The 21,674-nt window shown below is 62.4% G+C and carries 17 protein-coding genes; 9 read left to right on the top strand and 8 right to left on the bottom strand.

Annotation, left to right across the window (positions count from 1 at the left end; genetic code table 11):
• Nucleotides 1–7 precede the first annotated feature (7 nt).
• The 3 genes from ACKZ62_RS12160 to ACKZ62_RS12170 all read right to left on the bottom strand — a co-directional run bounded on the left by ACKZ62_RS12160 (nucleotide 8) and on the right by ACKZ62_RS12170 (nucleotide 3,275).
• The gene (locus ACKZ62_RS12160) at nucleotides 8–982 is read right to left on the bottom strand and encodes an ABC transporter substrate-binding protein (RefSeq protein ID WP_447096731.1); all 975 of its coding nucleotides are present in this window, start codon (nucleotides 980–982) and stop codon (nucleotides 8–10) included.
• A 101-nt stretch (nucleotides 983–1,083) separates the two neighbouring features.
• Nucleotides 1,084–2,667, bottom strand: a complete 1,584-nt coding sequence (locus ACKZ62_RS12165) for a rhodanese-related sulfurtransferase (protein ID WP_447096732.1) — start codon at nucleotides 2,665–2,667, stop codon at nucleotides 1,084–1,086.
• Nucleotides 2,664–3,275 carry a cysteine dioxygenase family protein gene (locus ACKZ62_RS12170; protein ID WP_032886597.1) on the bottom strand — a complete coding sequence of 204 codons (612 nt, stop codon included), beginning with the start codon at nucleotides 3,273–3,275 and terminating at the stop codon, nucleotides 2,664–2,666. The genes ACKZ62_RS12165 and ACKZ62_RS12170 overlap by 4 nt, the downstream gene beginning before the upstream one ends.
• 213 nt (nucleotides 3,276–3,488) lie before the next feature.
• Here ACKZ62_RS12170 and ACKZ62_RS12175 point away from each other — a divergent pair, with 213 nt between their 5' ends.
• Together ACKZ62_RS12175 and ACKZ62_RS12180 are read left to right on the top strand one after the other, a co-directional pair.
• Entirely contained in the window at nucleotides 3,489–4,394 is a 906-nt protein-coding gene (locus ACKZ62_RS12175) for a LysR family transcriptional regulator (RefSeq protein ID WP_032886595.1), read from the top strand.
• A 107-nt stretch (nucleotides 4,395–4,501) separates the two neighbouring features.
• Nucleotides 4,502–5,296, top strand: coding sequence for a class II aldolase/adducin family protein (locus ACKZ62_RS12180; RefSeq protein WP_032886594.1), 795 nt, complete (start codon nucleotides 4,502–4,504; stop codon nucleotides 5,294–5,296).
• A gap of 87 nt (nucleotides 5,297–5,383) precedes the next feature.
• On the opposite strand, the gene ACKZ62_RS12185 is transcribed toward ACKZ62_RS12180, so the two are convergent.
• From ACKZ62_RS12185 to ACKZ62_RS12195, 3 genes are all read right to left on the bottom strand, one after another.
• Entirely contained in the window at nucleotides 5,384–6,466 is a 1,083-nt protein-coding gene (locus ACKZ62_RS12185) for an LLM class flavin-dependent oxidoreductase (RefSeq protein WP_181640550.1), read from the bottom strand.
• Between the two features lie 278 nt (nucleotides 6,467–6,744).
• The gene (locus tag ACKZ62_RS12190) at nucleotides 6,745–7,248 is read right to left on the bottom strand and encodes a phage infection protein (protein ID WP_447096733.1); all 504 of its coding nucleotides are present in this window, start codon (nucleotides 7,246–7,248) and stop codon (nucleotides 6,745–6,747) included.
• A 146-nt stretch (nucleotides 7,249–7,394) separates the two neighbouring features.
• Complete coding sequence (locus ACKZ62_RS12195; protein ID WP_099602261.1) at nucleotides 7,395–8,117, bottom strand: pirin family protein; 723 nt, start codon at nucleotides 8,115–8,117, stop codon at nucleotides 7,395–7,397.
• A gap of 181 nt (nucleotides 8,118–8,298) precedes the next feature.
• Between ACKZ62_RS12195 and ACKZ62_RS12200 the strand changes: the two genes are divergently transcribed.
• Both ACKZ62_RS12200 and ACKZ62_RS12205 read left to right on the top strand, forming a co-directional pair.
• Nucleotides 8,299–9,249 carry a GlxA family transcriptional regulator gene (locus ACKZ62_RS12200; RefSeq protein WP_447096734.1) on the top strand — a complete coding sequence of 317 codons (951 nt, stop codon included), beginning with the start codon at nucleotides 8,299–8,301 and terminating at the stop codon, nucleotides 9,247–9,249.
• A gap of 150 nt (nucleotides 9,250–9,399) precedes the next feature.
• Complete coding sequence (locus tag ACKZ62_RS12205; RefSeq protein ID WP_447096735.1) at nucleotides 9,400–10,869, top strand: ATP-binding protein; 1,470 nt, start codon at nucleotides 9,400–9,402, stop codon at nucleotides 10,867–10,869.
• Here the strand turns inward: ACKZ62_RS12205 and ACKZ62_RS12210 are convergent.
• Both ACKZ62_RS12210 and ACKZ62_RS12215 read right to left on the bottom strand, forming a co-directional pair.
• Nucleotides 10,816–13,578, bottom strand: a complete 2,763-nt coding sequence (locus ACKZ62_RS12210; RefSeq protein ID WP_447096736.1) for an ATP-binding protein — start codon at nucleotides 13,576–13,578, stop codon at nucleotides 10,816–10,818. The two genes, ACKZ62_RS12205 and ACKZ62_RS12210, sit on opposite strands and share 54 nt — an antisense overlap.
• Before the next feature lie 58 nt (nucleotides 13,579–13,636).
• The gene (locus tag ACKZ62_RS12215) at nucleotides 13,637–14,035 is read right to left on the bottom strand and encodes a helix-turn-helix domain-containing protein (protein WP_095184531.1); all 399 of its coding nucleotides are present in this window, start codon (nucleotides 14,033–14,035) and stop codon (nucleotides 13,637–13,639) included.
• A gap of 204 nt (nucleotides 14,036–14,239) precedes the next feature.
• Here ACKZ62_RS12215 and ACKZ62_RS12220 point away from each other — a divergent pair, with 204 nt between their 5' ends.
• The 5 genes from ACKZ62_RS12220 (at nucleotide 14,240) to ACKZ62_RS12240 (ending at nucleotide 21,608) form a co-directional block, all read left to right on the top strand.
• On the top strand, nucleotides 14,240–15,151 hold the full coding sequence (locus tag ACKZ62_RS12220) for a LysR family transcriptional regulator (protein ID WP_032886585.1): 912 nt from the start codon (nucleotides 14,240–14,242) through the stop codon (nucleotides 15,149–15,151).
• Nucleotides 15,152–15,888: 737 nt separating this feature from the next.
• Nucleotides 15,889–16,506, top strand: a complete 618-nt coding sequence (lexA, locus tag ACKZ62_RS12225) for a transcriptional repressor LexA (protein ID WP_032886583.1) — start codon at nucleotides 15,889–15,891, stop codon at nucleotides 16,504–16,506.
• Nucleotides 16,506–17,120 carry a translesion DNA synthesis-associated protein ImuA gene (gene imuA, locus ACKZ62_RS12230; RefSeq protein WP_447096737.1) on the top strand — a complete coding sequence of 205 codons (615 nt, stop codon included), beginning with the start codon at nucleotides 16,506–16,508 and terminating at the stop codon, nucleotides 17,118–17,120. Before lexA ends, imuA begins: the two co-directional genes overlap by 1 nt.
• Before the next feature lie 7 nt (nucleotides 17,121–17,127).
• Nucleotides 17,128–18,540, top strand: a complete 1,413-nt coding sequence (locus tag ACKZ62_RS12235; protein ID WP_099602265.1) for a Y-family DNA polymerase — start codon at nucleotides 17,128–17,130, stop codon at nucleotides 18,538–18,540.
• A complete protein-coding gene (locus ACKZ62_RS12240) occupies nucleotides 18,516–21,608 on the top strand; it encodes an error-prone DNA polymerase (RefSeq protein ID WP_447096738.1) in 3,093 nt (1,030 codons plus the stop codon). The genes ACKZ62_RS12235 and ACKZ62_RS12240 overlap by 25 nt, the downstream gene beginning before the upstream one ends.
• Nucleotides 21,609–21,674: the final 66 nt, after the last annotated feature.

Raw genomic sequence — 21,674 nt, forward strand, 5'->3', positions numbered from 1 at the left:
TGTTCCTTCAGCGCGAGACTTGGTTGTTGGGGGCACGCTTGGCGTTAAAGCTTTTGTCGAAGCCCTGTGACACGTCGATGTGTTTGGTCAGCAGGCCTTCTTTTTGGTAGGTGTCGGCGGTGGTTTGCAGGCCACTGATCACGCTGTCGTCGATCAATACCGGGCTCAGACGGGTTTCCTTGGCCACGGCCACATGCACGGCCAGTGGCAGGCCGGTGATTTTGGTCTGGGCGGCGGCGTATTCGTTGGGGTGCGTATTGGCCCAGGCGTAGGCGCGATCGACGCGGGCGACAAAATCGTCCAGCTGCGTGCGCTTGTCGGCAATGGCCTGGCTGGTGGCCGCGAGGTACAGGTGGTTGCTCAACAGCGTGTTACCACTGGCGATGATTCGCGCTTGGCTTTGGGAGGTCACCACGGTGGTGTAAGGGTCCCAGGTCGCCCAGGCATCGGCGGTGCCGTTATCCAGCACCAAGCGGGATTCGGCGGGCAACAAGAAGATGAACTGCACATCCTGGCTGGTCAGACCCGCGCTGGCCAACGCCTTGATCGCTAGGTAATGCCCGATGGAGCCACGCCCGGTGACGATTTTCTTACCCTTGAGGTCGGCGGCCGTCTTGATCGGCGAGTCCTTGGGTACCAGCAGCGCGGTGGTGTTGCGCCCTTCGGCGTGGATGATGCTGACCACTTTTAAGGACGCCCCGGCGCCCAGCGCGAACACGTAAGGCGCATCGCCCAAGGCACCGACATCCACCGCGCCGGCATTCAGGGCTTCGCCCAGGGGCGAGGCGGAGGGGAACTCCGACCACTGGATGGCATAGGGCACGTCTTCGGTTTCGCCGGATACTTCCAGCAGCGTCTTGATCGTCGATTTCTGATTGGCCACCCGCAGTGGTTGCAGGTCGGCGGCGTGGGCGCTGGTGGCCAGGCCAAGGGCCAGGGCAGTACCCAGGAACAGGCGCTTGAAGGGGGTGGTAAAGACCATGGGATAGAGGCTCCAGGCAGATCAAAAAAGGTGTGGGTTACCTCCGCCTGGAAAGGGGTCGGTGAAGCCTGCCCCCATTCAGAGGCAGGTGTGTTGGATGATCAGATCACGTAGAACCCATGGGTCCCATCACGGGCCAACTGGTCGACCAAACCGAACTCCCAATCCAGATATGCCTGCATGGCTTCCTTGGGGTTGTCGGTGCCTTCGTACGGTCGGCGGTAGCGGTCGATCCGTGGTGAGGCCAGGTGGGTTTCGCCTTCTTCCAGGGGCAATTTCGCGTTGATCCAGCCTGCCGTGCCGTCTTCCAGCAGGAACACTTGCTTGCCGGTGATGGCTTCGACTTCGGCCACCGCCAGGCGCGCCAGTTGGCTGCTGCCGCAGGTCAGCACGTAGCGCTCGGCGCTCGGCACTTTGGCGAGGGCCTGGGGCAGTTGCGCGCGCAGGGCCCACCAGGCGCCGGGAATGTGGCGTTTGACGTAGTTGGCGCTGGCGGTGAAGTCCAGCACCACGGTGTCGCCGTGTGCCAGCCAGTCGGCGAGGGTGTGCGGGCTGATCAGTTCGGCTTGGGGCGGCGTGGGCACCGGGGCGACCCAGGCGCCTTTTTCGCTGAAGTGCGCCGCTTGCAGGTCGTCCAGCACGTGCACGTCCCAGCCCAGTTGGGCGAGCCAGGACGCGGACATGTTGGCGCGCACGCCGTCGTCATCCGCCAGTACCAGGCGTGCGCCGCGTACGCTGGCCACGTGATCGGTTTCCTGGACCAATTGGCCGCCGGGGGTGGAGCGCGCGCCGGGCAGGTGACCGGCTTCGAATTCTTCCGGGGTGCGCACATCGAACAGGTAGGTGGTGCGAGTGGTTTGCTGCTGCCAGGCGTGCAGGTCGTCCAGGGTGGCACGGCCGACGCGGGCCTTGTCGGCGACGCGGCGTGCCTCGATGGCGGCGACCTGGCGATGTTCTTCCGAGGTTGGGGCAAAGCGTCGCGCCTGGCCGTGGGCGAGTGTTTGCCCGGCCAGGGTCCAGCCAATGGTGCCATTGCGAAGTGCGGATACCGGGTTGGCCACGCCCGCATTGATCAGCGACTGGGTGCCAATGATGCTGCGGGTGCGCCCGGCGCAGTTGACGATAATGCGCGTGGCCGGATCCGGCGCCAGTTCACGGGCGCGCAGCACCAGTTCGGCACCGGGCACGCTGATGCTGGTGGGAATGCTCATGGTTTGGTATTCGTCGAAGCGGCGGGCGTCGAGCACCACCACGTCGGCGTGGCTGTCGAGCAGGGCCTGCACTTCTTCGGCGGCCAGGGACGGCGTGTGACGCTCGCTCTCTACCAGTTCGCCAAAGGCTTTGCTCGGCACGTTCACGTCAATAAACAGCTCGCCACCGGCGCTGCGCCAGCCATTGAGGCCCCCTTCGAGCAGGCTGACCTGCGTGTAGCCCAATGCAATCAGGCGCTCGGCGGCGCGGCTGGCCAGACCTTCGCCGTTGTCGTAGACGGTGACCTGGGTATCACGCCGTGGAATGCGCGAATACACCTCCAGCTCCAGCTTGGACAGCGGGATATTCGCCGCGAACAGCGGGTGGGATTCAGCAAACGGCGCTTCTTCGCGCACGTCGATCAGGGCGACTTCTGCATGGTCCAACAGGGCCTGGCGAATCTGGGCGAAATTGCGGGTCGGTACGGTGCTCATAGGGCAGGGCTCTTTTCTTTGGACAAATCCCAGATGTTCGGGAGGAAGGCGTTGGAATAACCGGAGATAAACAGTTTCTCGCTGCCGTCGGGCTGGTACACCGCACGGCGTACCGCACCGATATTGGCGCCGTACACGTGAATGCTGATGGACACTTGGTCGCTGTGGGCGTTGCTGACCTGATGAATGTCGCCGACCTTGGGCGATACGGCTTCGACCTGGCCCGGCACCAGCTTAATAGGCTTGCCTTCGGCGACCAGGCTGCCGTCGGGGGCGCGTTCAAATCCTTGGGAAAACTCCGCGCCGCGCAACATGCCGATCAGCCCCCACACCCGGTGGTCATGAATCGGCGTGGTCTGCCCCGGGCCCCAGACAAAACTGACGACGCTGAAGCGCTGGCGCGAATCGGCGTGCAGCAAAAATTGCTGGTAGCGCTCGGGGTTGGGTTGGGCGAATTCGTCGGGGAGCCAGTCATCATGGCTGACCAGCTGCGCGAGCAGCTTGCCGCCACGGTGCAACAGGTCGCCTTCGCGCGGATTGCCGTCGATCAGTTCCGCCAGGGCGCCAATGAAGGCTCTGAGTCTCTCGGGGTGTCGGGCCTGGGTCATGGCAATTCCATCAGTCGGTGTTGATGGGTTTATCTAAGCATAATGTTTATAGTTAATATGCTATTTTTTAATGATTAGCTTATAGCTGAAGGTAATTTAGAACCGGCGTGTATAGCGTTAGACGTTATCGATCACAGCGTGGGCTATTCAGATAACGTTCCTGCAACTATGCTTCGCGGACATCTTAATGACTGTTCTCTATGTGCGGCCCAAATGAAAATTGACGATATCGATGCCTTTGTCGAAGTGATTCGTTGCCAGTCCATCAGCCATGCCGCCGAGTCGTTGCAACTGACCCAGCCGGCCATTACTCGCCGCGTGCAGAACTTCGAGCAGGCGCTGGGGGTGGAGCTGTTTGACCGCAACACCAAGCCCCTCAAACCGACGTTGATCGGTACCCGCGTATATGAACAATGCCGGTTGATCCTGCGCGAGATGGATGCCTTGCGTGAGCTGGTAGCCACCGACGCACCCCCCTCCGGCGTACTGCGCCTGGGCGTGCCGCAGACCATCGGCGATGTAGTGCTGCTGGACGCGCTGAAGCTGCTGCGCACTGAGTACCCCGAACTGCGCGCCCAGGTCGCGACCGGCTGGGGCAGCCAGTTGGTCGGCAAGATTGAACGGGGCGAACTGGACGCGGCGGCGGCGTTGTTCCCGGCAGGCAAGATCTTCCCGGATAACATCGTTGGCGAGTCTATCGGCAAGATGGAGTTGGTGGTGGTGTGCGCCAAGGCGCAGTTGCCGAAAAAACCCTGCAAGCTGGCGGATGTGTACCAGAACGGGTGGATTCTTAACCCGGACGGCTGCGGGTTCCGTGCCGGGTTGCAACGCACCTTGTCCGATCAGGGCTTGGCGCTGCGGGTCAACCTGGAAACCTTCGGCACTGAATTGCAATTGGGTCTGGTCGCCGATGGCCTGGGCTTGGGCCTGGTGCCGCGTCCCTTGCTGGAGCGCAGCGCTCACCGCGAACAATTGGCGGTAATGCCGCTCAAGGACTTCAAACCGGTGATGGACCTTTGGCTCATCTACCCGCATTTCCTCGGCAACCTGCAAGGGCCGGTGGATGCGTTTGGCAAATGGGTGGCGGCGTCGTTGCACAAGATTCGGGATGCGGCTTGATATGAAAAAAAATAATAATTAGCTTAGATTAAAATGTGCTTTTTATTATTTTTGAGCATCCCCTAGGCTTGCCTGGAAGTCCTTAAGGCCATCCAGGAAGTTTTGCCATGAGCAGCGTCACCTCGATTTCCAGCGTCTCCAACAACGTTCGTCAACGCGTCACGCCAGAAGAGTGGGAAGTGCGCGTGAAGCTGGCCGCCGCCTACCGCCTGGCGGCCTTGTACAAGTGGACCGATCATATTTACACCCACTTCTCCGCCCGTGTACCGGGCCCGGAGGAGCATTTCCTGATCAATGCCTTTGGCCTGTTGTTCGATGAAATCAACGCCTCCAACCTGGTCAAGGTCGACCTCGACGGCACGATCGTCGACGACCCCACCGGCCTGGGTATCAACTACGCCGGCTACGTGATCCACAGCGCCATCCACGGCGCTCGCCATGACTTGCAAGCGGTGCTGCACACCCATACTCGCGATGGCATTGCGGTGTCCGCGCAGAAGGACGGCTTGTTGCCGATTTCCCAACACTCCATCGCCTTTTCCGGGCGAGTGGCCTACCACGGCTATGAAGGCATCGCCCTCGACCTGGACGAGCGTGAGCGGTTGGTGGCGGATCTGGGCGACAAGAGCGTGATGATCCTGCGCAACCACGGGCTGTTGACGGCGGGTATCAGCGTCGAACATGCCTTCCAGCAGCTGCAAGGATTGGAGCGTGCGTGCAATATTCAGATCGCGGCGCAAGCGGCGGGGAATGCTGAGCTGGTCTTTCCGCCACAGGAGGTAGTGGCGAAGGTTGAAGAACAGGCCAAGGCGCATAGCAGCGGCGAGGGGCCGGGCGTGGCGCGGCATTGGAATGCGCTGATTCGGCAGTTGGAACGCAGCGATACCGACTACAAGAACTGATCTGAGCTTAATGAAGATAGGCAGGTGGGAGAGGGCGAGTCGAATCATCGCACCGCCCCTCCCACATTGGTTTTGCCGTGTTCTGGCTTACGCGACCTGTTTGGCCTGCTCGCGTTCTGCAATCAGTTGGCGGGTGAGGGGGATCAACCGCTTGCCGTAGTCGATCGCATCATTGAGCGGATCAAACCCACGAATCAGGAAGGTGGTGATGCCGAGGTCGTAGTAATCCACCAGCGCTTCAGCCACTTGTTCGGCGGTGCCCACCAACGAGGTTGAGTTCCCTTGGGCGCCCAGCAACCCCGCAATCCCCGTCCACAAACGCTTGTCCAGCCGGGAACCCTGTGCCGCCGCTGCGAGTAGCCGACGCGAGCCTTCATTCGGCGGTTCACGCCGCACAAATCCATTCTTCTCAGCCAACTCAGTGGCCTGTTGCAAGATGCTGTCAGCGCGTGCCCACGCCAGCTCTTCGGTCTCGGCGATGATCGGTCGCAGCGACAGGCTGAAGCGAATCGTGCGTCCATGCTTGGCTGCTTCGGCCCGGACCTGAGTCACGATCTCGCGCACTTGCTCGTAGGTTTCGCCCCACAGTGCGTACACGTCGGCATGTTTGCCCGCCACTTCAATCGCGGCCTGGGAAGACCCTCCGAAGTACAGTGGGATATGCGGTTGCTGCGGCGACTTCACGGTGGAGTGCGCGCCTTCGACCTGGTAGTAGGTGCCGGTGAAATCGAAGGGCTGTTCGCTGGTCCATTCCTGTCGCACCACACTCAGGTATTCGTCGGTCCGTGCGTAGCGTTCGTCCTTGCCGATATGGCTGCCATCGGCGCGCAGTTCGCGGTCGTCGCCACCGGTGATGATATGCACGGCGGTGCGCCCGCCGTTGAACACATCCAACGTGGCGAACTGGCGCGCGGCGAGGGTGGGTTGTGCAAAACCGGGGCGGTGGGCGATCAGGAATTGCAGTTTGCGGGTGACGCTGGCGGCATGGGAGGCGATCAGCGTGCTGTCCGGGCTGTTGGAGTGGAAGGCCACCAGGGCGCGGTCGAAGCCGGCCTCTTCGTGCGCGCGGGCCACGGTTTCCACGTAGTCCGGTTGCAGGGTCGGGCCGCTGCGTGGATGAATTTCGGATGCGTGGTGGCCGCCGATATAGCCGATGAATTCGATGCTCATGGTCTGTCCTTGTCGAGTAGGGAGTGTGTACCTCCGCCGGGCAGGGGGTCGGTCATGCTCGTCCAAGGTAGGGGCCGCGACGGCCGCTGTAAAATGCCGTTTGGTTCTAACCTAATTATTAAAAAATAGAATTATTTTGTGATTTTATATTAGTAAATAGCATTATCTGAGTCGGCAGCGACGCAACCCCAAGTGTTTGCGAGTTGAGTGCACTTTTTAATAGACGAAAAAAAACCGGCTGATCAGGCCGGTTTGGGGGTGCCCTCGAACAGGGCGGGTTATGCGTGGTTTTCCATCAGACGGTCCGAGCCACCTTCAGCTACGCGGTTTTCCATCAGACGGTCCGAGCCACCTTCAGCTACGCGGTTTTCCTGCAGACGGTCCGAGCCACCTTCAGCTACACGGTTTTCCATCAGACGATCCGAGCCACCTTCAGCTACGCGTTTTTCCAGAAGACGATCCGAACCACCTTCAGCTACACGGTTTTCCATCAGACGATCCGAGCCACCTTCAGCTACGCGTTTTTCCAGAAGACGGTCCGAGCCACCTTCAGCTACACGGTTTTCCATCAGACGGTCCGAGCCACTTTCAGCTACGCGGTTTTCCAGCAGACGGTCCGAGCCACCTTCGGCTACGCGGTTTTCCATCAGACGGTCCGAGCCACCTTCGGCAACACGGTTTTCGATCAGTCGATCCGAACCGCCTTCAGCAACTACAGGGTGGGCAAATGCGTTTGCAGCGAGTACCGAGAAAGCGAGGCTAAGCAAGATTTGGCGTTTCATGATGGTGTGCTCCGAGTGTTTTAGTTTGGGTGTTGCCTGGTATGGGTTTGATGTTACGCGTTGCATTTTTTAAGAGAACTTCATTGCGCTGATGGTGACTATCGATGCCAGCGATGGACCGTTTGCAACGGCCATCGCCCGGCTGATCAAGGCATTTGCGGCAGTTCCTGAGGTCGCAGGTCGAACACCAGCACCTCGGCGTCCTGACCTTGACTCACGTGGATGCGCTGCTCATCACGCACTCGGGCACCGTCACCTTCCTGCAAGCGCTGGCCGTTGATCTCCACGCTGCCCCGGGCCACATGGATGTACACGTGGCGATCCGGCGGCAGGTCAAGGGTTGTGGCTTCGTCACCGTTGAACAGCCCGGCGTACACCCTGGCGTCCTGGCGTACACTCAGGGAACCGTCGGCGCCGTCCGGCGAGATGATCAACTGCAGGCGCCCACGCTTTTGTGCCTCGCTGAAGTGCTCCTGTTGATAGCGCGGTTCGGCACCGGCCACGGCGGGCACGATCCAGATTTGCAGGAAATGCACCCCACGGTTTTGGCTGTGGTTGAACTCGCTGTGGGCCACGCCGCTGCCAGCGCTCATCAATTGCACATCGCCAGGGCGGATCACCGAGCCAGTGCCCAGGGTGTCCTTGTGCTCCAGGGCGCCTTCGAGCACATAAGAGAAAATCTCCATGTCACGGTGCGGGTGCTGGCCGAAGCCTTTGCCGGCGGCGACGCGATCATCGTTGATCACCAGCAGGTCGGAAAAACCCTGCTCGTTGGGGTTCCAGTAGTTGGCGAACGAGAAGGTGTGGAACGACTTCAACCAACCGTGATTGGCGGCGCCGCGTTCGGAAGCTTTGCGAAGGGTCAGCATGGTTGTGTCCTCAAGTGGGCGCTGGCTGCGAGATGCAGGGCGCTTGCGTTGAGAAGAAGGTTACTGGTTACTGAAATATTCATTAAGAAGCTGAAATCTGAATAACTGTCCCTCTCAGATTGACAGTGAAAGGCATGCCATAATGCCTCCCGCTTTCTTCCCCTCGATGGATGCCTTCTGTATGAAAACCGTGGCCATGGCGCTGTTCCCGGACTTCCTCTTGCTCGACATGGCCGGGCCGCTTGAAGTGTTTTCCATCGCCAACCGCTACCTGCCGGCGGCGGCGCATTATCAGATCCTTACTGTTGGCACCGAACCTGGCCCACTGCGCGCATCCAACGGCGTAATGGTGCAGACCGACCTGTTGCTGGAGCAGGCCGACGGTGCCTATGACCTCTTGCTGGTGCCCGGTGGCCCCGGTGCCTATAAAGAATGCCATCCGGCGCTGCTGCCCTGGCTAAAAGCAGCGGCGCCACGGGCACGGCGCTTTGGCTCGATCTGCACGGGTGCCTTTGTGCTCGGGCACGCCGGGCTGTTGGACGAGCACCGCGTGACCACTCACTGGCATTACACCGAGCGGCTGATCAAGGCGTTCCCCAACGCCATCGTCGAGACCGACCGTATCTATCTGCAGGACGGGCGGTTGATTACCTCGGGCGGGGTCACGGCCGGTATCGACCTGGCGTTGTCCATCGTTGCCCAGGACCATGGCAAGCAGGTGGCGGTGGATGTGGCCAAGGTGCTGTTGGTGGTGATGAAACGCCAGGGCGGCCAGGCCCAATTCAGCCCGATGACCGCGGCCGTGGCGCCCCAGGAAACCGCGATTACCCGCGTGCAGAACCATGTTCTCGCGCACCTGGAGCAGCCGTTCACCATCGAGTCCATGGCCGAGTTGGCCGGCATGAGTGCGCGCCACTTTGCCCGGTTGTTTGCCAAGGATGTGCAGATGACGCCCATGGCCTTCCTGCAAGGCGCGCGCATCGACCGTGCTCGGCAATTGCTGGAAACCACCGATCTGCCGCTCAAGACCGTGGCGTTCCACGCAGGCTTTGGCAGCGTGCGGCACATGCGCTTTTTATTCAGTGAAAAGCTCGGTCTCAACCCTACCCAATACCGACAGCAGTTCAGTTAACGACAGGATGTCCGTCTCGCACACCCGATTGTCCGTATCGCTCCCCGTGCCAGCATTGTTCTGTCATGGGTAGCTGGCAAGAATAGCGTCGAGCCCACGGAAAAGGATGCGCGAACGCCCAAGGCCGGGTGTTTCAGCGCGATTGCAGACATGAACGACCCTCAGGCGATTGACGCGGATAGCACGGTGCGCTTCGGTGCCTATGCCTTTCACCGGCAGCAGCGACTGGTCAGCAAGGCGGGTTGGCCGGTGCCGTTGGGCGGGCGGGCGCTGGATATCCTCGCGATGCTGCTGGAAGCGCCTGGGCAATTTTTCAGCAAGGTCACCCTGATCGAGCGGGTCTGGCCGAATAGCGTGGTGGAAGAGAACAACCTGCGGGTGCACATCGCCGCGCTGCGCCGTGCCCTCGACGGGCAACGGTTTATCCTCAATGACCCCCAGCGCGGCTACTGCTTCGCTGCGCCCGTGCAAGGCGTGGCCGCAGCGGTGCTGCCTAGGCACAACCTGGCCGCGCGGCTCAGCCCGGTGATTGGCCGTGATGAACTGCTGGGCGTGCTGGTGCGGCGTTTGTCCGGGCAGCGGCTGATGACCCTCACCGGATGCGCCGGCGTGGGCAAGAGCACCTTGGCCCTGGCCCTGGCCGAGCGCGTGTTGCCGCGCTACCGCGACGGTGTGTGGTGGGTCGACCTAGCCACCGTCGAGGCGCCGCTGATGATGCTGCGCCACCTGGCCACGGTCCTGCATCTCGAACCCAGCGGCAGCGCCACTGAACTGTGCCGTCAATTGGCTTCCCGACAATTATTGCTGGTACTTGATGGCGCTGATCTGCTGCTTGGCGCCTGTCGACATCTGCTGCGTGTGCTTAGCGAACACGCGCCCCGGATCAGTGTGCTCGTCAGTAGCCGTGAAGCCTTGCGTGCCTCGGGCGAATGGGTGTTGCGCGTGCCCCAGTTGGCGCTTCCAGCTCCGTCGGTGTTGGGCAGCGTTGAACAGGCGATGGTGAGTCCGGCGGTGCAGTTGTTTGTTGCACGGGTGCGTGCCAGCCAGCAGGGGTTTGTGTTGCGGCCCCAGGACTTGGCACCGCTGCGTGATATCTGCCGGCGCCTCGACGGTATTCCTCTGGCTCTCGAACTGGCCGCCGCCCAAGTGGACGCCCTTGGCGTCCGTGGTGTGCAGGCGCAAGTGTGCAGGGGCTTGCAGATCCTCACGCGGGGGCGCCGCACAGCGGTTGAGCGCCACCAATCCCTCAGCGCCGCACTGGATTGGACCTACCAGCGCCTGAGCTTGCCGGAGCGCTGGCTGTTCCTGCAGATGAGCCTGTTCAAAATGGCGGTGACTTTGCCCACCTTGAGTGAGCTGGTGGTCGGCACGGAGCTGGAGCATGCCGACCTGTCTTACTTGTTGAGTCGGCTGGTCGACACCTCACTGCTGAACCTTGAGCCCGGCCCAGGTTATCCGCGCTATCGCCTGCTCAACAGTGTGCGCAGCTACGCCTTGGCTCTTCTGCGCGACCCACAGCAGGTAGCACGCTTGCAACAGGGCTATGGGCATTACCTGGGGCCGTTTTCAGGCCGGCCGTTTGTCTTGCAACTCGTCGAGCAGGCGGCGCACGCGGATTAGATCCTGGGTGGCGAAGCCTTCGGTAAACCGCTCATAGACTGAACCCAGCAGGTCGCGCGCGGCCTGCACACGACCTTGCTTGTGCCACAGCCGCGCCAAGCTGTCTGCGCATCGTAACTCCCAGGCCAGCGCGCCTTGCTGGTGCGCCAGGCCCAGTGCTTCGAGCAACTGGCTTTCGGCTGATTGGGCATCGGGCATGGCCTCGGCGCGCACGCGCAGAATCTCCGGTGTGCACCAGCCGGCCGCACCGCTTCGGGCGCGTTCGAACAGGGCGTCATCCACTGCGATGGCGTTGAAGGTCACCAGGATGTCCTCGACCAGGCCCAGCCCTTGTACTTCGGCAATCTGCGCCGTGCCTTCGTAGCATTGCGCCCAGGTGTGGAACAACTGCACTGAATGTTTTTGCGCCTGCTGCAACAGCAGGTCCAACTGATCGCGGGCCGCAAGCGTATCGCCGTTGTACTGAGCGATCACCACCCCAGCCAGGGCCAGGGTGTAGCAGATTGACGTGCCGTGGTTGATCTGCAACGCCAGCGCCAGTGCCTGGCTTGCAGTGCGCCACGCGCGTTCAGGGAAACCGCGCAGCCACAGGATGCGCGCGAGGATGGTCAGCGAAGCCACGCTTTGGTCGTACTGCACACCAAAGCCATGGGTAAACCGGTTGAGATGGCCGCTCTGGGCCATGCGCTGGATCACCTGTTCGGCATTGTGCTGCGCCAGCACCTGATTGCCGGCGAAGTGCTGCGCCAGTACTCGCAGGCGTTGGGCGCTGAGGGCCAGCAACGACTCGGCGTGTGGCCCCAACTGGTCGAAATGCAGGCTTTGCTTCAACGCCTCACGGTAGTTGCCGCTGCACAGGCTGACCGCCATTTGCCCCGACACCGCACGCAGTTGGCCGGGCAGGTTTTTGTCAGCTTCGGCCAGGCGTCGTGCACAGGCAAAGGCGTCTATGGTCTGCGGCGTACTGCCCTGAGCGTGATAGGAAAAACTGCCGAAGGCCAACTGCAATGCCATGTGCAAGCGCTGGCTCGGCGCACTCGATTGCCCCAGTCGCGCCAGGGCCTTGCTCACGTAGAGGCCGTGTTCGCGCAGCAGCGACAGCTCCTGCCACAACGGCATGGCGCTGACGGTGAGGCGAATGCCCAGCACGTGCACACCCTGGTCGCCCAGGCCCCAGTCGAGGGCGGCACGGATGTCTTCGCGCAGCGGGGCATAGCGGTCGATCCACGGCTGGGTAGCGATCTGCTCCCAATCTTCCTGCGCCTGGTCCATCAGCGCCAGGCAGCGGTTGGCGTGACGTTCACGGGTGGCATCAAGCTCGTCGGCGACACTGAGTTTTTCCAGGGCGTAGGTGCGGGTGATGTCCAGCAGGCGATAGACCATCTCGTCATCGCCGGGCTCCACATTGAGCAAGGATTTGGCGACCAGTTGAGTGATCGAGCCCAGCACCTCGGTCGGTGCGATCTGTTCTCCGGCAATCACCGCCGCCGCGCTGGCCAAGCTGAAACCACCCCGGAACACGGCGAGACGGCGCAGGCAGATTTGCTCGCACGTCGTGAGCAGGTCGAAGCTCCAATCCAGGGTCGCGCGCAAGGTTTGATGCCGGGGCAGGGCACTGCGCCGGCCTCGGGTGAGCAGGCGGAAATTGTCTTCCATCTGCACCAGCAACCCCGGCAGGCCGAAGCGCTCGATCTGCGCCGCCACCAATTCGATTGCCAGGGGAATACCGTCCAGGCGCTGGCAGATATCAATCGCCAGGGGCAGTTCGGCTTCGCTCAGTTCGAAGCTGTCCTGATGAGACATGGCGCGTTCAATCAGCAGTTGCAGGGCAGGATAGCCCAGGGCCTGGGCGCGGTTGCCGGTGGCGGGTGGGCAGGCCAGGGGTTCCAGGCGTTGCACCGATTCGCCTTCGGCGCGCAATGCTTCGCGGCTGGTGGCCAGGATGTGCAGTTTTGGGGCATGGCGCAGCAGGGTTTCGCTGATCAGCGCAATGTCGTCCAGCAAGTGCTCGCAGTTGTCGATCACCAGCAGCACCTGGCGCTCTTGCAGGCGGCGCGCGAAGGTGGCCAGCGGTTCGTGCTCGGTGTGGGTCAGGTCGAGCAGGGCGGCGAGGTTGGGCAGGATCATCGACGGCGCGCTGAGGGGCGCCAGGTCCAGCAGGCGGATACCGTCGCGGTAATGGCCGATCAGCAATTCCGCCACGCGCAACGCCACGGTGGTCTTGCCGATGCCGCCGGCGCCCGTCAGGGTGATAAAGCGTTGTTCGGGCAGGTGCTGCACCAGGCTGTCGATCAGCGCCTGGCGGCCGAGCATGCGGGTGCGGCGCAGCGGCAGGTTGTGGCAGGGGCGTTGGGGCGTGCCTTCTGTGGGTAGGCTCATCGGCTCGATGCTCAGTGGCGCAACAAAACTGTAGCCACGCTGGGCCACCGTAACGATATAGCGCTGCCCGGCCTGGCCATCGCCCAGCGCCTTGCGCAACGCCGCCATATGCACCCGCAGGTTGCCGTCCTCTACCACGCTTTTGGGCCAGACCCGAGCGATCAGCTCCTGCTTGCTCACCACATTACCGGCCTGCTCCAGCAGGATCAGCAGGATATCCACGGCCCGCCGCCCCAGGCGCAACGGACGACCAGCCTCCAGCACCAGGCGCTGGTGGGGATGGATACGGTACGGCCCGAAGTGCACGGCCTGATCGCGTTGGTCACTCATGGGTGGCCATGCTCTGGAGAAAGTAAGCGGCCAGCATATTCCAGGTGCTTGCAGACCACTAGGCAGCGATCTCTTGAGGCTTGTGACGCAGTTGGTGGTTTCGCCAGGTCATCGGATTGACACCCTCGCTGCGGGTGAACATATGGCAGAAATGTGCCTGGTCGCAGAACCCGCATTCCAGGCTGATCTGCGTCAGGCTCAAGGAAGACTGAGTGATCAATTCCTTGGCCCGCTGGATGCGTTGCAGGCGTATCCATTCCTGGGGCGACAGCCCGGTGGTGCACTTGAATGCACGGGAGAAATGGCTGCGCGACAGCGCGCAGGCCTGGGCCAGGTCGGCAATCGCCAGGCTTTCGCCGAGGTTGGCGAGGATCAATTGCTTGGCGATACGCTCGCGCCGGGGGCATAGGCCGCCGGTAGCGGATAAGCGAGGAGCGCAGTGCTCAGTTCGGGCCATGACGGATATCCGCAGTCGATGGGAGCGTTCCCGGTGAATGGATGCAGTGTAGATGGCGTCAATCTTGTTGCCGTACCGTCTGGCTGACGAGTTAATCGTTGTTAATTTCGTCAGGTGCAGTCACGGAAAAGACAGCACAGACATGCAATCAACCCCTTGTTTTGCGTGCTTAGCTGGCAGTCTGCTAACCGTTTGGATACCGCCATGAACCGCAATGACCTGCGTCGCGTCGACATGAACCTGCTGGTGATTTTCGAGGCGTTGATGTTCGAGAAGAACCTGACCCGGGTCGCCGAAAAACTCTTCATGGGCCAACCGGCGGTGAGTGCTGCCTTAGGCCGGCTGCGCGACCTGTTCGACGACCCGTTGCTGCTGCGCAACGGGCGGGGAATGGAGCCCACGCCGCGCGCCCTGGCGATACTCAAGGAGCTGCAACCGGCTATGGACACCATTTCCGGCGCGGTCAGCCGCGCCAAGGATTTCGACCCTTCCACCAGCTGTGCGGTGTTCCGTATCGGCTTGTCCGACGACGCCGAATTTGGCTTGTTTCCGCCGTTGCTCAGTCAGCTTCGCGAAGAAGCCCCCGGCATCATCGTGGTGGTACGCCGCGCCAATTACTTGCTGATGTCCGCGCTGCTGGCCAGTGGCGAGATTTCGGTGGGGGTGAGCTACACCACTGAACTGCCCGCGAATGCCAAGCGCAAGAAACTGCGGGATATCCCGTGCAAGGTATTGCGTGGGGATGACGGGGTGGCGCCGCTGACGCTGGATGATTATTGCGAACGGCCCCATGCGATGGTGTCGTTCTCCGGGGATTTGAGCGGCAACATCGATTTGGACTTGGCCCGTATCGGCCGCGCGCGGCGGGTGGTGCTGGCGGTGCCGCAATTCAGCGGGTTGCGGGCGTTGTTGGCGGGAACGCAGATCATTGCGACGGTACCGGATTATGCGGCGTGTGCGTTGACCGAGGGCACCACGTTACGGGCAGAGGATCCGCCGTTTGCGATTGATGCGGCGGAGTTGTCGATGGTGTGGAGTGGGGTGCATGACAATGATCCGGCGGAGCGTTGGTTGAGATTGAGGATTGCCGAGCATATGGCGGGGGGAGTTGGTTGATTGAGTGCATATCCGTTGCTGCGGTAACGGCCGCCTATGGTTCCGCTCTTACAGCGGGTCACTTTTGTAAAGGCCGGAATGCCGGCCATCGTGGTTGACGGGGCGATTTCAGATCAAAAGCAAGAGCGCGGCGGCCTTAGAGGCGACCGGGTTCTTAAGCCGAACGCATTCCAAATGTGGGAGGGGGCTTGCTCCCGATGAGGGTGTGTCAGTTGATGCGGCTGTGACTGACCCACTGCTATCGGGAGCAAGCCCCCTCCCACAGTTTGATCTCCATAGATCAGATAGATAGGTCCTAGCCTGCTGTCCTGTTTTTGCTCTGCTTTTGATGTGCTTTTGATGTGCTTTTGATCTGGCTCTTACATCCTTTTCGCTGACGAAGTCAGCGGTCTTTTGATCTGCGCTTTTGATCTTGATCTCAGGCGCCCCGTCAAACACGCTGGCCGAACGCAGGCTTGAATCCGTGGGTAACCCGGCAGGACGCCGGGTTAGCCGCGCTGGGCCATGGATGGCCCATCGCGGCGGCCCACGGATTCAAGCCGGAGTGAGGGCACACCGAGCCTAGGCGAGGTGCCGAGTGTTGGGGCGAAGGCCTTTTGCTTACTTTTGGGCCTTTCCAAAAGTGAGCCGCTGTAAGAGCGGAACCATAAGTAGCCGTTACCTAACCAACGGATATGCACTCAACTCAACCCCCCCCGACTACCGGCTCTTGTAAGAAATTTCCCGCAGGAGTACAAATGTACTCCATGACGACCCTGACTCCCCGCCGCACCGCCATCCTGACCTTCATCCGCGACCGTATCGCGCAACAAGGCCAGCCCCCCAGCCTCGCCGAGATCGCCGAGGCGTTCGGCTTTGCCTCCCGCAGCGTCGCGCGCAAACACGTGGTGGCCCTGACCGAAGCCGGCTTCATTGAGGTCAACCCCAACCAGGCTCGCGGCATTCGCCTGCTCAACCAACCCATGCGTCCGGAGTGGCTGGACGTGCCCGTGCTCGGCCGAGTCGCCGCCGGCCTGCCCATCGGTGCTGACGCCGAAGTGCACAGTCGCCTGCAACTCGACCCAAGCACCTTCGCGAAAACCCCCGACTACCTGCTGCGGGTGCAGGGCGATTCGATGATCGAAGACGGCATCCTTGACGGCGATCTGGTAGGCGTACGCCGCAGTGCCGAGGCCTTGAACGGGCAGATCGTGGTGGCGCGCCTGGATGGCGAAGTCACCATCAAGCGTTTCGAACGCAGTGGCGACCGCGTGCGCCTGCTGCCGCGCAACCCCGCGTATCAACCTATTGTGGTGGGCCCTGATCAGGACCTGGCCATCGAAGGGGTGTTCTGCGGCCTGGTGAGGCAAGGCTGATGGGCGCCGTCGTTGCCCTGGACGCGCTGTTCAATGGCGGCCGCGTCTGGAAAGGCCGGCCGGCCGCGCCTCCCGCCAGTGTGCACCCCACCGGGCTGGCCGCGCTGGATGCGGTGCTGCCCAGCGGCGGCTGGCCTGAATCGGCTTTGAGTGAAATCCTCATGGCCAAGGAGGGCATCGGCGAACTGCAACTGGTGCTGCCCACCCTGGCGCGCCTGTCAAAGGCGGGGGAGCGCATTGTGTTGGTGGCGCCGCCGTATACGCCGTACCCCCATGCCTGGCAAAACGCCGGGGTGGATGTACGCCAGCTTTCAGTGATCCAGGCCAAGGAACGTGATGCGCTGTGGGCCGTGGAGCAGTGCCTGCGCTCCGGCAGTTGCGGCGCGGTGCTGTGCTGGCCGCGCAAGGCCGATGACCGGGCGCTGCGGCGCTTGCAGGTGGCAGCAGAAACCGGCCAGACCCTGGCGTTTGCCTGGCGCGCCTTGAGTGAGGGGGTCAATTCATCGCCTGCTGCCCTGCGTTTGGCGGTCGATGCGAAACCTGCTCAAGTACGGGTGATCAAGTGCCGTGGCGGTTTGGCCCATCCGGCGCCGATTGCGTTGGCGGGGCACTGAGGTTGCCATGCGCTGGGTGTGTATTGTCTTCCCGCAATTGGCGCTGGATGGGGTGCAGCGTGTGCACCCCGAGCCCGACCAACCCCTCGCGCTGCTGGCCGGTACGCCACAGCGGCGCGTACTGCAAACCGTCAACGACGCCGCCCGCGCCTTGGGCCTGCGTCCAGGCCTTTCACTGACGGCGGCCCATGCCCTGGCCAAGACTTTTGCCAGCGCCGAATACGACCCCGTGGAAATCGAACGCTGGCAGCAGTTCCTGGCAGCCTGGGCCTATCGCTTCAGTTCCCAGGTCAGTGTGCATTACCCGCGTGCGTTGCTGTTTGAGATCGAATCGAGCCTGGGCCTGTTCGGTCCCTGGCCGCAGTTCGAAGCGCGCTTGCGCAAAGAATTGACCGAGCTGGGCTTTCGTCACCGCATCGTCGCCGCGCCCAACCCGGCGGCGGCGAGGGTGCTGGCCAATATTTACGACGGTCTGGCCATCGACGATGAGGCATTGATGCAGGCCCTCGCACCACTGCCCATCGACCGCGCCGGCCTTGAACCTCAGGCCGCTACCGCCTTGTCGCGCATGGGCCTGCGCACCCTGTCCCAGGTGCAGGCCTTGCCCCGGCACACCCTGGCACGGCGCTTTGATGCCGGCCTGCTCAAGCACCTGGATGCCTTGACCGGGCAACGCCCGCTGGCCCTTGGGTTTTACCAGCCGCCGGACCAGTTCGATGTGCGCATCGAATTGAATTTCGACGTGCAGTCCCACCAGGCGCTGCTGTTTCCACTGCGGCGCTTGACCGGTGATTTATCCGCCTTTCTCTGCGGACGCGACAGTGGCGTGCAGCGTTTTGACCTGCACCTGGAGCACGCCCAGTTGCCCGACAGTGTGATCAAGGTCGGCCTGCTCAGCGCCGAGCGCGAACCGGCGATGCTGTTCGAGCTGGCCCGTGGGCGCCTGGAGCAAGTGCAAGTCACGGCGCCGGTGCGCGGTTTTCGCCTGGTGGCCCAGGACTTGCCGGTGTTTGTGCCGCAGCGCCAGGACCTGTTCGACGACCGCCCGCAACAGACCCTGCCCTGGGAGCAATTGCGCGAACGCCTGCGCGCGCGCCTTGGGGATGAGGCGGTACAAGGCTTGCGTTTTCATGCCGACCATCGCCCCGAGTGCGCTTGGCAAGCAACGGCCGACAGTCGCACATGCCCGACCTTGAACAAGGTGCACCGCCCCGGTTGGCTGCTCAGGGAACCCACCTTGCTGACCGAGCAAGGTGTGCAGATTCTGATGGGCCCGGAACGTATCGAATCCGGCTGGTGGGACGGCGCTGATATCCGCCGTGACTATTACCTGATCCAGACCCGCGCCGGTCAGCAAGGCTGGGCCTACCGCAGCGTGGGGCAGGGCGATGGTTTGTGGCTGCAAGGCTGGTTTGCATGAACTACGCCGAGCTGCATTGCCTGTCCAATTTCAGTTTTCAGCGCGGCGCGTCCACCGCGCTGGAGTTGTTCGAGCGCGCCAAGCGCCAGGGCTACAGCGCCTTGGCGATCACTGATGAATGCACGTTGTCAGGCATCGTGCGTGCGTGGCAGGCGGCGAAGGCGGTGGAGTTACCGCTGATTATCGGCAGCGAAGTGCGCATCGAAAACGGCCCGAAACTGGTGCTGCTGGTAGAAAACCTCAGCGGTTACCAGCACCTGTGCCGCCTGATCACCCTGGCCAGGCGGCGTGCGGAAAAAGGCAGTTATCGCCTGCTGCACGAAGACTTCGACGCACCGCTCAACGGCCTGTTGGCGCTATGGGTCGCCGACGACAGCGACACCCAGGCCTCGATCCAATGGCTGCGCCGCACGTTTGCCGAGCGCCTGTGGCTGGCGGTGCACCTGCATTGCGGCCAGGACGATGCGCGCCATCTGGAGCAGCGCCTGCACCTGGCCGCCAACCTGAATATCCCGGCGGTGGCCTGTGGTGATGTGCACATGCACGCACGCGGTCGACGCGCCCTGCAAGACACCATGACCGCCATCCGTCATCACGTCCCGGTGGCCGAAGCCGGCACGCGCCTGCACCCCAATGGCGAGCGGCATCTGCGCGGCCTTGATGCCCTGGGCACGCTGTACCCCCAAGCCTTGCTCGATGAAACCCTGGTCATCGCCCGCCGTTGCACCTTCGACCTCGGCCAGTTGCGTTATCACTACCCGCGCGAATTGGTGCCCGAGGGGCATGACGCCGAATCCTGGCTGCGCGCCGTCACCGAAGAAGGCATCGCCCTGCGTTGGCCTCACGGAATCGACGCCAAGACCATGCAGCAGATCAATCACGAACTGACATTGATCAGCAAACTGGGTTACGAAAGTTATTTCCTCACCGTGCACGATATTGTGCGCTTCGCCCGCAGCCGTTCGATCCTGTGCCAGGGCCGCGGGTCGGCGGCCAACTCGGCGGTGTGTTTTGCCTTGGGCATTACCGAGATCAACCCGAGCCTTACGAATATGCTGTTTGAGCGCTTCCTGTCAGAGGAGCGCAACGAGCCACCGGATATCGACGTGGACTTCGAGCACGAACGCCGCGAAGAAGTGCTGCAGTACGTTTTCCAGCGCTACGGCCGCACCCGCGCGGCGCTGACGGCGGTGGTCAGCAGCTACCACGCCGCCGGTGCGGTGCGCGATGTGGCCAAGGCCCTTGGGTTGCCGCCGGACCAGATCAACGCCCTGGCCGACTGCTGCGGGCGCTGGAGTGATGATGCGCCACCGCTGGAACGCCTGCGTGAAGGCGGCTTCGACCCGGACAGCCCGATCCTGCGCCGTGTACTCACGCTCACCCAGCAACTGATCGGTTTTCCCCGGCACCTGTCCCAACATCCCGGCGGTTTCGTGATTTCCGAATACCCGCTGGACACTCTGGTGCCGGTGGAAAACGCGGCCATGGCCGAGCGCACCATTATCCAATGGGACAAGGACGATCTGGATGCCGTGGGCCTGCTCAAGGTGGATATCCTCGCCTTGGGCATGCTCAGTGCGATTCGCCGCTGTTTCGATTTGCTGCGCCGCCACCGCAACCTCGACCTGGCCCTGGCGACGATCCCCAAGGAAGACCCTGCCACCTACGCGATGATCAGCAAGGCCGACACCATTGGCGTATTTCAGATCGAGTCGCGGGCGCAGATGTCGATGCTGCCCCGGCTCAAGCCGCAGACGTTTTATGACCTTGTGATCGAGGTCGCTATTGTGCGACCCGGTCCGATCCAGGGAGGGATGGTGCATCCGTATCTGCGACGACGTAACAAGGAAGAAAAAACCACCTACCCGTCACCGGAACTTGAAAGCGTATTGAAGCGCACCCTGGGCATTCCGCTGTTCCAGGAGCAAGTGATGCAGATCGCCATGGTCGCCGCCGACTACAGCCCTGGCGAGGCCGACCAGTTGCGCCGCTCCATGGCCGCGTGGAAACGTCACGGCGGCCTGGAACCCCATCAGGACCGCTTGCGCACCGGCATGCTGAAAAACGGCTACACCGAGGAATTTGCCGCGCAGATTTTCGAGCAGATCAAGGGCTTTGGCAGCTATGGGTTTCCTGAGTCCCACGCGGCCAGTTTCGCCTTGCTGACTTACGCCAGTTGCTGGCTCAAATGCCACGAGCCGGCGGCCTTCGCCTGCGCGTTGATCAACAGCTGGCCTATGGGTTTCTACAGCCCGGACCAGATACTGCAGGACGCACGGCGCCATCGCTTGCAGATTCGCCCGGTGGATGTGCAGGCCAGCGACTGGGATTGCAGCCTGGAACCCATTGACGGCCAGCAACCGGCGATCCGTATGGGCTTGCGCATGATCGCGGGGTTTCGTGAAGAGGAGGGTCGGCGCATCGAGGCCGCCCGCCCTGGCACAGGTTTCAGCGACATTGCTGATCTGGACCAGCGCGCCGGTCTGGACGCCCGTGCCCAGGCGTTGCTGGCCGACGCCGGCGCCCTGCGTGCCCTGGCTGGAAACCGGCACCAAGCCCGCTGGGACGTGGCGGGGGTGCACAAACAATTGGGGCTGTTCGCCGGGCTGCCCAGCCCCGACGAAGCCGTGGTCGCTTTACCCGCACCGACGGTCGGCGAGGACTTGCAGGCTGATTACGCCACCGTCGGCACCACTCTCGGCCCGCACCCGCTGGCGTTGTTGCGCGATGAGCTGCGCAAGCGGCGTTGTCGCAGCTCCCGCGAGCTGATGGCGGTGGAGCATGGGCGTAATGTGAGTGTCGCGGGGTTGGTCACGGGGCGGCAACGTCCGGGCACGGCCAGCGGTGTGACCTTTGTCACCTTGGAAGATGAGTTCGGCAATCTCAATGTGGTGGTCTGGCGCGACCTGGCCGAACGTCAGCGCCAGGCGCTGGTGGGGTCGCGCTTGCTCAAGGTAGACGGGCGCTGGGAGGCGGTCGGCGAGGTGCGCCACCTGATCGCCGGGCGGCTCACCGACCTCACGCCGTTGCTGGAAGGCATGTCTGTGCGCAGCCGGGATTTCCACTGAGGTGACCCCAAATTAATACCAGATGAAACCATCTGCTCCGTGTAAGCTCCAAAAATGGCGACTGTC

The organism is Pseudomonas sivasensis, assembly GCF_052938085.1.